This is a genomic window from Guyparkeria sp. (assembly GCF_046540515.1).
Lineage (GTDB): Bacteria > Pseudomonadota > Gammaproteobacteria > Halothiobacillales > Halothiobacillaceae > Guyparkeria.
Map to the genome: position 1 here is coordinate 1 of NZ_JBKHFB010000067.1, position 9,875 is coordinate 9,875.

The window sequence follows — 9,875 nt, forward strand, 5'->3', positions numbered from 1 at the left end:
CTGGCCGAGACCGAGAAGACCAAGCAGGTCGTCTACCATTTCAACAAGGCGGACATGAAAGAGATCAAGGCAGGCCTGCGCAACGTGACCAATCACGTCAACTCGCCGTCCGGTGAGGAGACCCGGATCGAGATCGCCGTCCACGGCGGTGGCATCAACATGCTGACCGAGGCGCGAAAGGACGAGCAGCTCCAGGCCGCCATCGACAACGTCAAGGCCCAGGGTGTCGAGATCAAGGTCTGTGCCAATACCCTGCGCGGCAAGGGTCTGGATGTGAAGGACGACCTTTACTACACCGATGAGTCGGATGTGGTGGCGTCGGGTGTCGCGCACCTCGCGGATCGTCAGGCAGAGGGGTGGGCCTACATTCACCCGTAGGCAAGCGTCCCGGTCGGGACGGCTTTGATCGAAGGCATCGCCATCAACCCGGGCCGGTCCCGGGTTTCCTGTCGGTACCGGGTGGTGTGACGACGTTGGATCCCGGCATGGGCCGATGACGTGTTGTCTCAGGCTGACTGTTCCAGCCACTCGTGACCCGGCCCGTGATTCGTCGAGGGGGTGGATAGCGTCTATCATGCCCGCTGGTCCCTAGCGAGCCTCTTGATGCACGACACGATTCTCCTTTCCCTGACCGCCATCGTGGTGCTGGGCATCGCCGCCCAGTGGCTCGCCTGGCGGGTCAAGGTGCCGCCGATCCTGTTCCTGCTCCTGATCGGCATCGCGCTCGGTCCGGTCTTCGGGCTGCTCAACCCGGACGACCTGTTCGGGGATCTGTTGTTTCCTATCGTCTCGCTTGCGGTCGGCGTGATCCTGTTCGAGGGCAGCCTGACTCTGCGCTTTCGCGATATCCAGGGGGTTTCGTCGACCATCACCCGCATGGTCTCGCTCGGTGCAGTGATTTCCTGGGGGGTGGCGGCGACCGCGGCGCACTGGTTCGTCGGGCTGGACTGGCCGATCGCCTTCCTGTTCGGGGCACTGGTGGTCGTCACCGGGCCGACGGTGATCGCGCCCCTGCTGCGCATCGTTCGCCCCAGTCCACGGGTCAGCAAGATCCTGCGCTGGGAGGCGATCATCATCGACCCGATCGGGGCGCTGATGGCCGTGCTGGTCTACGAGTTCATCGTCACCCAGTCGCAGACCGGCGCGGCGGGTCTTGGTGGGGTGGTGCTGCCGTTCCTCGAGCTGGTGGGGCTCGGAACGGTGCTGGGTGTCGCCGGCGGCTGGCTGCTGGGGCAGCTGCTGTTGCGCCACGCGCTGCCCGATTACCTGATCAACGTGACCGTGCTGGCGGCGGTGCTGGCGGTGTTCACCAGTTCGAACGTGCTGGCCGAGGAGTCCGGGCTGCTCGCGGTGACCGTCATGGGTATCTGGTTGGCGAACATGCGCGGTGTGCCACTGGACGACATCCTGCACTTCAAGGAGACCCTGAGCATCCTGTTCATCTCCGGGCTGTTCATCCTGCTGGCCGCGCGCATCGATCCGGCCACCCTGAGCCAGGTGGGATTCGGCGCGCTGCTGGTGCTGGCGGCGATCGTGCTCGTGGCCCAGCCGTTGAAGGTCTGGTTGTCGGCGATCGGCAGCGGGCTGAACTGGCGCGAGAAGACCATGATCGCCTGGATCGGGCCGCGCGGCATCGTCGCCGCGGCCGTCTCGGGCCTGTTCGCGCTCAAGCTGGTTGACGAGGGGGTGGAGGGGGCCGAGGTGATCGTGCCGCTGACCTTCATCATTATCGTCGGCACGGTGGTGCTGGCCTCCCTGACCGCCCGCCCCCTGGCCAGGGCACTCGATATCGCCTTGCCGGAGGACCACGGCGTGCTGATCGTCGGGGCCAATCGTGTGACTCGTGAAATCGCCAAGGTGCTGCGAAAACACGGCTTTCGGGTCGTGATCGCCGACGGAAACTACAGCGAGATTCGTCAGGCCCGCATGGACGGGCTGGAGACCTACTACGGGAACCCCGTCTCCGAGGCGGCCGACCGCAAGCTCGATCTGGTCGGCATCGGGCAGATGTTCGCCATGTCGGCGCAGTCGGAGATCAACAACCTCGCCGCGGTCCGCTATCGGCACGAGTTCGGCCAGTCGAACGTGTTCGTGCTGCAGACCCCGCAGGAGGTGGCTGGCTCGGAGAATCAGCGCATCACCAGCCAGTTCAATGCCCGTGGCCTGTTCGGTGAGAGTGTGTCGCTCGGGCACCTGTTCCGGCTGTTCGAGGCCGGCGCGGAACTGTTCAGCACCCGCCTGACCGAGAACTTCGGCTACAGCGAGTACCTCGTGCATTACGAGGGGCGAGGCGAGCTGCTGTTCGGGATCACGCCCAGTGGCAACCTACGCCCCATGAACAACGAGCTCAGCCAGCGTCCGGGGCCGGGCTGGACACTGATCGGCCTGTACGAGCCGTCCCCCGACGCCGACCGGCCGGCGGCGCGCGAAGCTGGCGGTGCGCCGGCCACGAGTGGCGAGCGGCTGCCGGGCTGATCGGGCCGGGTTGCCGGCCTATGCCTGCCCTGGGGGGGATTTCCGGCCTGTGATCAAGGAGATGAACCGATCGACCGACGGCGGACCGAAATTTTTTCGTCATTGGCGTCCCCAAGGGGTTGCGTCACGAATCCGGGTTTGTATAATGCGCGCTCTAGCAAACGCGGTCGATTGATTGGTCGCGAGAGATGCGCGGGAATAGCTCAGCTGGTAGAGCACAACCTTGCCAAGGTTGGGGTCGCCGGTTCGAATCCGGTTTCCCGCTCCATCGGGTGGTTAGCTCAGTTGGTAGAGCGGAGCCCTTACAAGGCTTAGGTCGGGAGTTCGAGCCTCTCACCACCCACCATCATCTCTACAAGCAGCGGTAGTTCAGTTGGTTAGAATACCGGCCTGTCACGCCGGGGGTCGCGGGTTCGAGTCCCGTCCGCTGCGCCACATCCGAAAGGCCCGCCATGATGGCGGGCCTTTCTTCGTCTGCGCCCGGGAAACCCGCGGCGCGAGCGCTCTCCCTACCGACGCTGTCCCCGCAGCGGTTGCAGCCATTGCCAGGCCTGTCCCTGGGCCCGTCGCAGCGGCGCGGGGGCGGCGGTCAGGCGTTTGAGCCCCGCCTCGAGATCCGCCGGCTGCCACGGCTCGCGGCGGTAGGTCATCACCGTATTGAGCCTGTCCGGGACATGCGCGACCAGCGCGTCCGGGTGGAAGTGGGCCGAGAGCTGGCGGTGGGCCTCGACCACCATCGGCATGTGGTTGCGCCACAGGTTGAGGCAGATCATGCCGCCGGGGGCGATCGCGGCCGCGAGGCGTTCCACCGTTCGGTCGGGCAGGCGGACCATGCCGTCCTGGTCGAACAGGTCGAGCAGGAACACGTCGAGCGGCGCCGGGGGCTCCCAGTTCGCTGCGGTGACGTCGCCGAACCGCAGCGTGAGGCGGGGGTGGTCGAGTGCGAGTCCGAAATGCCGTGCGGCCAGGGGGGCAAGCGCCGGGCGCAGATCCACGGCGTGGATGCTAGACTCGGTATGTTCCAGAAGAAACTTCGCCAGGACGCCGCCACCGAGCCCGAGGATTCCGATGCGGGTCGCCCCGGGGTGCAGCGCCAGGGGCAGCGTCATGGCCCGGTAGTACGCGAAGCAGAGTTTCTCCGGCTCTGCCGGGCGCCAGGCCGACTGTGAGGTGTGGTTGCCGAAGTGCAGTGCCACTTCGCCGCCCTGCTCGATCACGTCGATCGGGCCGTGCTCGTCGGTCACCCTCTCGAGAACCCGGGGCCTCACCGGCGACCCCTCCCGGCCGGTTCGACCGCGGTTGCCCGGCCTGCCCGGGGAACTCCGCCCGGTATGCCGGGTCCTTCGGTGGGGCCGCGTGGTCGTGAATACGTCATACACAGGTAGTTCGAGGTAATGATGATGTGGACCTCCCTTTCAACGGGGCGAACGATGGCAGCGGCGCGCATGGGCAAGGCCGGTGAGCGGGCCGTCCCCCGCCTCGCCGCAATCGTCCTCGGCACGATGCTGCTGGTCGTCGGCGGCCTGGTCAACGCGGCGAAACTCGACGTCGGCGAGAAGGTGTTCGTGCCCATGTTCGAGCCCAACCCCGAGCTCGACGGTTACGCCGTGGGTTTCGTCGAGCAGTTGCACGACGACGGCACCGTGACCCTGCGGATCAACAAGGTCGAGACCGGCAAGGGAAAGACCCTCAGCGGCACCTGCCACCCCTCCGGCGGGACGCCCCTGTCGGGGGCGCGCATCGTCTCGGATGACCCGGATGACCTGGAGGTCGAGCAGCGCCTGCCGCTCGACGAGGTGATGACCTATCGCCGAGGCAGCCAGGTCTACCTCGAGCGCGAGAATCTCAGTATCGCCTATCTCAAGTATCTCGGCAGCGGCATGGGCATGACGCCGGACCGTTTCGACGTCGCCATTCGCCGGGCCGAGGAAACCGGCCTGCCGCGCATGGTCACGGCAATGGAGATCGGCAAGATGCAGGTGGAGTCCACGCAGGGCCGCGGCTTTCCGGTACCGGCCTCGCGCGCGCTGGAGAAGGCCGCCCCGATGCTCGACTCGGTTGCCGAGAAGCTCGAGGCCCACCCCGGGGCGGTGGATAAGGCCGCCCGCATGCTCGGTGGCACCGAATCGCGCCATCGAGACGATCCGATCGCGGCGGTGATCGTGCGCCTGCACGAGATCCTCGAGGAACAGCTGGGCGAGCTCGAGCAGGAAAGTGCCGATCCGCGCGAGGTGTCGGGCTTCGGTGTCGACGATCTGCTCGCCATCTATACCGGCTGGTATCGGGTGATCACCGCGAACGACACCCAACCGTTCCAGAATGCGCAGGTCGAGTTCTACCGCGAGCGAGCGGCCGAGTCGCTCGAAAGCGGGGAGTGGCCGTCCCTGCTGTAGCCGGGGCGCGCCCGGAACGAGCAAACGCCCGAGCGTGGATCGCTCGGGCGTTTTTCGTGGTGCCGGAGGCCGGGCGTTACTTCTGGTAGCGCGCCTTCCATTCCTCGTAGGGCATGCCGTAGACGTGCTCGCGGGCATCGGCGTCCGCCAGCTCGATGCCCTGTTTCTCCGCCTCCTCGCGCAGCCAGCGCGACAGACAGTTGCGGCAGAAACCCGCCAGGTTCATCAGGTCGATGTTCTGCACGTCGGTGCGTTCCTGCAGGTGCGCCACCAGCCGACGGAAGGCGGCGGCCTCGAGCTGGTCGCGGTTGCTGGAATCAATGGCCATGCGGGATCCTCGCGTTCTGTTGGGCTGGGTGGTGTTCGATACCGCGGCTCAGTTGTCCGGGGTGCGGGTATCGAAGGTGACCGCATGCAGCTCGCCCGACTCGAGGGCCGGCTTGAGGATGCGGTTGAGGATCTGGTGCTGCTGCAGCAGCGACTTGCCGACGAAGGCGTTGCTCGTCACGGCGATGCGGAAATTGCAGCCTTCTCCGTCAGGGCGCACGCGGGCGTCGGGCAGTTCGGCCTGGATCAGCTCGATGATCTCGTTGTCGGTCATCTGCGGATGGTCCTCCGGTCGTATGCGGTTCAGTCTTGTGCCTGCAGGATGGGGGCGAGCAATGGGGCCCGCCAGCCCTGGGTGAGCCGTGATGGCCGATCCGGATTGGCCAGGTGCTGTTTCAATTCGGCGCTGGTCGCCAGCCGTCCAGGACAGATGCCCTGTTCGGCGGCAAGGGCGGCCAGCTGGCTCTGGCGTGATTTTACCAGTTCGCGCTCGGCTGGCGGCAAGGCCGGTGGGCGAGGCAATCGTGGCCAGTCCGCGGGGTCACCCGCCAGGGCGGCGGCAATCGCCTCGGCCAGCGTATGGCGGGCCGTTGCATCCCGGCCCAGCGGCGAGCGTGCCCGCGCGATCTGCGCGTCGATGTTCGCGGCGTCGGGCGGGGTGTCGGCGGCCCGCCGAGCGATCGCATGGGCCAGGTCCAGCAGGGGCTGATCGCCCCATACCCAGCGGCGGGGGCGGTCCTGTTCGCGGGCCAGCCGCTCGCGCCAGGCCGCCAGCACCTGCAGAACGGCAAGGCCGGCACGGTTGAGCGTCTGAACGCCCCGCAGCTTTTTCCAACGCTGATCGTCGGGCGGGTTGAAGCGAGTCGGGTCGAGCTGTCGCGCCGTTTCCTCGGCCATCCATTCGAGACGACCGGTCTCGCGAAGGCGCTGCTCGAGGATGGGAAAGAGGGCGTGGAGCTGGGCGACGTCCTGCACGGCGTAATCGATCTGTGTCTCGCTCAGAGGGCGGGCGAGCCAGTCGCTACGCGTCTCGCCCTTGTCCAGACGGGTGCCGAGAAGGGCCTCGGTGAGCGCGGCGTAGCTCATCTGGCCGCCGATGCCGAGCAGCTCGGCGGCGATCTGGGTGTCGAAGACCCGCGGCGGCAGGCGTCCGGCGGCGGAGAGGATCAAATCCAGGTCCTGGTCGCCCGCGTGCAGGATCACCGGCGTCTCGCTACCGACGAGTTCCTGCCAGAAGGGTGACAGGTCCAGGCCGGCGACCGGGTCGACCAGCCAGACGGTATCCGTGGTGGCGATCTGCAGCAGGGCCAGCTGGGGGAAGTAGGTGCGTTCGCGGACGAACTCGGTGTCGAGCGGCAGGTAGTCGGCGCTGCGCATGGCCTCGAGCAGGGCGTCGAGTTCCTCGTCGCGGCTGACGAAGCGGACCTGGGGGGCTTCGGGGTTCATGCGCCTGTCGACGGGGTCTGGCGTCGATACTGGCGACGGGGGGCGGCGCACCCCGGGTTATTCGCCCGGCTCGACGACGCCGGCCGACTCGATCCGCACCGTCTCGCGCGGGGCGTCCTGGCGGAACGGGCCGGCGGCGCCGGTGGGGATCGCGGCGATGGCATCGACGGTGTCCATCCCCTCGACTACCCGGCCGAACACCGCGTAGCCGGCATTGCCGGGCCGCTGGTCGAGGGAGGCGTTGTCCTCGAGGTTGATGAAGAACTGCGAGGTGGCCGAGTCCGGATCGCTGGTGCGTGCCATCGACAGCGTGCCGCGACGGTTCTTCAGGCCGTTGTCCGCCTCGTTCTCGACGGGCGCGCGGGTGGACTTGCGTTCGAAGTCCTCGGTGAAGCCCCCGCCCTGGATGACGAAGCCGGGAATCACGCGGTGGAAGATGGTGCCATCGAAGAAGCCGTCGCGGACGTAGGCGACGAAGTTGTCGACCGTGGCAGGCGCCTTCTCGTCGAACAGTTCGATGACGATGGGGCCGTGGTTGGTCTGCAGGCGGACCTGGGTCTCGGCGGTCGCCGACAGGGAAACCAGCGCCAGCGACGCGATCGGGGCGGTGGCCGCCAGTCGACGAGCGACGTCAATCATCGCGCTGGACACGCTCGAGACGCTCGTGGCGCTCCTGGGCCTCGATGGTCAGCGTGGCGATCGGGCGAGCCTCGAGGCGCTTGAGGCCGATCTCGTCGCCGGTCTCCTCGCAGTAGCCGTAGTCGCCGTCGTTGATGCGCTTGAGGGCCTTGTCGATCTTGTTGATCAGCTTGCGGTAGCGGTCGCGGGTGCGCAGCTCGAGGGCGGCGTCGGATTCCAGCGTGGCCCGGTCGTTGATGTCCGGCTCCTGCCAGTTCTCCTCGCGCAGGTGGTTGATGGTCGAGTCCGACTCGGTCATCAACTGGTCGCGCCAGGTCAGGAGCTTCTGCCGGAAGTACTCCAGCTGCATCGGGTTCATGTATTCCTCGTCTTCCGAGGGCTTGTAACCTTCCGGGAGTTCAACTGCCATGTTTATCCACCACTTCTGCCCGAGCAGACGCTGAAATTGAAAGTGAAAGCGCCGAATGACGACTCGCGAAACGCCCCCGGTCGGGGCCGCCCGGGGGCGGTGCGATCGCGCTGAACTCCCCGGGGCCGCTGCCTGCCTCGTTCTCCGGGCCGTGGCCAGGAACGGGCGACGGGCAAGTATAGGGGCGGTGCCCGGTGAGCGCAACGCCCGCTGGAACGGGCTGGCGGTTCTCAATCGGTTGGTTGTCAATCAAGGGCTTGCCGACTCGTCGCGCATCTGGCGATCGCTGGTGAATACCCAGGTGCGCGTGATGACCAGCCGGTCGTGTTTTGCCGCCAGTTCGTCGGGGAAGGCGGGGTAGGGAGCGGCGGCCTGCAGGAGGTTGCGCGCGGCGTTGTCGACCACCGGGTTGCCAGACGACCGACGGATGGCGAGATTGAGGATGTGGCCCTTCTTGCCGATGGTGACCTCGAGTATCACCTGCCCCGAAAGATTCTGTTGCACCAGGGCATTCGGATAGTTCTGGTTGCCGTAGGCCTCGACCTGCCGTTTCCATCGGGCGAGGTAGCGCCCTGCCGGGCCGCCCTGCGTGCGGCTGGTGGCGTAGCCGGTGCGCAGCGCGGCGTTGACCTGTTCGTAGAGCTGGTCGATCTGGTCCTGGGTGGAGACGTTGCGTGGCGTGTCGCTGGCCGCCCAGGCGCCCTGCTGCTGCAGCCCGCGGCCGTCCTCGCGCAGGGTGTCTGTGGGGCTCGCCGGCCCCGCCTGGCCGGCGAGCATCGGGTCGGCCGGCACTTCGCGATTGATCTCGTCGGTTTCCCGGCCGGCGTCGAAGCTGCGGTCGGCCTCGGGGGCATCCAGCGTGATCTCGATCATCGGCTGACGCTCCACCTCCGTGCGGGTGATTTCGACCAGCAAAAGCCCAAGATGGGCGAGAACCGCGATCGCGACCGCGACGGGGAACACCTTCGAGGAGCCCAGCGCGGTTCGGGTTGCGGGCCGAGTGTCGTGGCGGTGCCGTTCTCGTGTCGCTGCCATGCGAGGCATCCCTGTTGTCAGATCCTGTGCCAGTCGATTGAGCGCCCGGCGGGCGTCGACCCCATGGCAGAGCGCATCCCGGCATCTCGCCACGGGGTGCCATTCTCGGTCACCAGCAGGATGCCGTCGAGCCCCACGGTACGAGCAAACGCCCCCGCCTCGGCCGGTGACAGGAGCATCAGGGCGGTGGCCGCCCCATCGGTGAGGGCCGGTTCGCGGCCCAGCACCGTGGTGCCGGTGTTGCTGTGTGCCGGGCGAGCCGTGAGTGGATCGACGATGTGGCCGAAGCGCGCGCCGCGATAGCGCAATTGCCGCTCGTAGCTGCCCGAGCTGCACAACGCGTGGCGACCCGATACCGCCACGCCGCCCAGTGCCGCCCTGTCCCCGGATTCGGCGCGCGGATCGCGAACGCCCAGTTGCCAGTCGCGTGCGCCGGCGCGGCCCAGGGTGTACAGGTCGCCACCGGAGTCGAGCAGGCAGTCGCGCACCCCGAGTGACTCGATCTCCGCCAGCACCCGTTCGGCGGCGAAGCCCTCGGCGAGGGCGTTGAAGTCGAACTGCACCCGACGGTTGCTCACCTTGACGCGTTCGCCCTCGATGCGCACGTCGTCGAGCGACGGGGCCTCGGCCAGCCAGTCATCCAGCTTGGCCTCGGCGGGTGGTGCGACCGGGGTGTCGTCGGCGTCGCGATGGAAGCCCCACAGTGCGACCAGTCCGCCGATGCTGGGGTCGAAGCGTCCACCGCTGGCCTCGAACAGGGGGCGGGCCGATCGGATCAGGGCGCGGATTTCCGGGGTGACGGTGGCCTCGCCCCGTTCGGCAAGCCGGCGGTTCAATCGGGTCAGCTCGCTGTCACGCCAGGGATGCAGCCGACGGTAGAGTGGCTCGACGATCGACTCGGCTGCCCGCACGGCGGCATTCACCTGCTCGGCCGGGGTGTCGGCGAAGCGCAGGGTCCATACCTGGCCGAATACGCTGAAGCCGACCTCGGTAAGCTCAGGCGACGATCGGCAGGCCGGGAGGGCGGCCAGCGGCAGGGTGGCCAGGCCGCCGAGCAACGCGCGCCGGCGCGGGTCGATCATCGCGTGCCGTGATCGGCCAGGCGACTGGCCAGGCGATCGAGCATTCGCCCGGTGACGTCCTGCCCGGTG

The 9,875-nt window shown here is 67.5% G+C and carries 11 protein-coding genes and 3 tRNA genes; 6 read left to right on the forward strand and 8 right to left on the reverse strand.

Translation table 11 applies throughout. From position 1 onward, the window contains the following. From ACLFRM_RS07875 to ACLFRM_RS07895, 5 genes are all read left to right on the forward strand, one after another. The coding region (locus tag ACLFRM_RS07875) for a DsrE family protein (RefSeq protein ID WP_410755192.1) at nt 1-378 on the forward strand (378 nt) is incomplete at its 5' end. A gap of 225 nt (nt 379-603) precedes the next feature. Next, nucleotides 604-2,475, forward strand: a complete 1,872-nt coding sequence (locus tag ACLFRM_RS07880; protein WP_410755193.1) for a cation:proton antiporter — start codon at nt 604-606, stop codon at nt 2,473-2,475. Between the two features lie 192 nt (nt 2,476-2,667). Then, a tRNA-Gly gene (locus tag ACLFRM_RS07885) sits at nt 2,668-2,743 on the forward strand. Nucleotides 2,744-2,745: 2 nt separating this feature from the next. After that, a tRNA-Val gene (locus ACLFRM_RS07890) sits at nt 2,746-2,821 on the forward strand. 12 nt (nt 2,822-2,833) lie between these two features. After that, nucleotides 2,834-2,910, forward strand: a tRNA-Asp gene (locus ACLFRM_RS07895). Between the two features lie 74 nt (nt 2,911-2,984). Here the strand turns inward: ACLFRM_RS07895 and ACLFRM_RS07900 are convergent. Beyond that, a complete protein-coding gene (locus ACLFRM_RS07900) occupies nt 2,985-3,743 on the reverse strand; it encodes a spermidine synthase (protein WP_410755194.1) in 759 nt (252 codons plus the stop codon). A 162-nt stretch (nt 3,744-3,905) separates the two neighbouring features. On the opposite strand from ACLFRM_RS07900, the gene ACLFRM_RS07905 reads away from it, so the two are divergent. Continuing rightward, nucleotides 3,906-4,868, forward strand: a complete 963-nt coding sequence (locus tag ACLFRM_RS07905) for a hypothetical protein (protein ID WP_410755195.1) — start codon at nt 3,906-3,908, stop codon at nt 4,866-4,868. Between the two features lie 76 nt (nt 4,869-4,944). Here the strand turns inward: ACLFRM_RS07905 and ACLFRM_RS07910 are convergent, their stop codons facing one another. The 7 genes from ACLFRM_RS07910 to ACLFRM_RS07940 form a co-directional block, all read right to left on the reverse strand. Next, on the reverse strand, nt 4,945-5,190 hold the full coding sequence (locus ACLFRM_RS07910; protein WP_250076314.1) for a DUF1244 domain-containing protein: 246 nt from the start codon (nt 5,188-5,190) through the stop codon (nt 4,945-4,947). Nucleotides 5,191-5,244: 54 nt separating this feature from the next. After that, nucleotides 5,245-5,469 carry a BolA/IbaG family iron-sulfur metabolism protein gene (locus tag ACLFRM_RS07915; RefSeq protein WP_410755196.1) on the reverse strand — a complete coding sequence of 75 codons (225 nt, stop codon included), beginning with the start codon at nt 5,467-5,469 and terminating at the stop codon, nt 5,245-5,247. A 29-nt stretch (nt 5,470-5,498) separates the two neighbouring features. Then, nucleotides 5,499-6,641, reverse strand: a complete 1,143-nt coding sequence (locus ACLFRM_RS07920) for a ribonuclease D (RefSeq protein WP_410755197.1) — start codon at nt 6,639-6,641, stop codon at nt 5,499-5,501. A 57-nt stretch (nt 6,642-6,698) separates the two neighbouring features. Further along, nucleotides 6,699-7,280: a peptidylprolyl isomerase gene (locus ACLFRM_RS07925; RefSeq protein WP_410755198.1), complete on the reverse strand. Its 582-nt coding sequence runs from the start codon at nt 7,278-7,280 to the stop codon at nt 6,699-6,701. Further along, nucleotides 7,273-7,689, reverse strand: a complete 417-nt coding sequence (gene dksA, locus ACLFRM_RS07930; protein WP_410755199.1) for an RNA polymerase-binding protein DksA — start codon at nt 7,687-7,689, stop codon at nt 7,273-7,275. The genes ACLFRM_RS07925 and dksA overlap by 8 nt, the downstream gene beginning before the upstream one ends. A gap of 249 nt (nt 7,690-7,938) precedes the next feature. Beyond that, nucleotides 7,939-8,724, reverse strand: coding sequence for an energy transducer TonB (locus tag ACLFRM_RS07935; protein ID WP_410755200.1), 786 nt, complete (start codon nt 8,722-8,724; stop codon nt 7,939-7,941). 17 nt (nt 8,725-8,741) lie between these two features. After that, on the reverse strand, nt 8,742-9,875 hold a 1,134-nt coding region (locus ACLFRM_RS07940; protein ID WP_410755201.1), incomplete at its 5' end, for an FAD:protein FMN transferase.

What these genes read in the sequence shown, in the direction of transcription:
- ACLFRM_RS07925 (WP_410755198.1), bottom strand. Translation starts at nt 7,280, where the DNA reads ATGATTGACGTCGCTCGTCGACTGGCGGCCACCGCCCCGATCGCGTCG.
- ACLFRM_RS07905 (WP_410755195.1), top strand. Translation starts at nt 3,906, where the DNA reads ATGGCAGCGGCGCGCATGGGCAAGGCCGGTGAGCGGGCCGTCCCCCGC.
- ACLFRM_RS07920 (WP_410755197.1), bottom strand. Translation starts at nt 6,641, where the DNA reads ATGAACCCCGAAGCCCCCCAGGTCCGCTTCGTCAGCCGCGACGAGGAA.
- ACLFRM_RS07880 (WP_410755193.1), top strand. Translation starts at nt 604, where the DNA reads ATGCACGACACGATTCTCCTTTCCCTGACCGCCATCGTGGTGCTGGGC.
- dksA (WP_410755199.1), bottom strand. Translation starts at nt 7,689, where the DNA reads ATGGCAGTTGAACTCCCGGAAGGTTACAAGCCCTCGGAAGACGAGGAA.
- ACLFRM_RS07935 (WP_410755200.1), bottom strand. Translation starts at nt 8,724, where the DNA reads ATGGCAGCGACACGAGAACGGCACCGCCACGACACTCGGCCCGCAACC.
- ACLFRM_RS07915 (WP_410755196.1), bottom strand. Translation starts at nt 5,469, where the DNA reads ATGACCGACAACGAGATCATCGAGCTGATCCAGGCCGAACTGCCCGAC.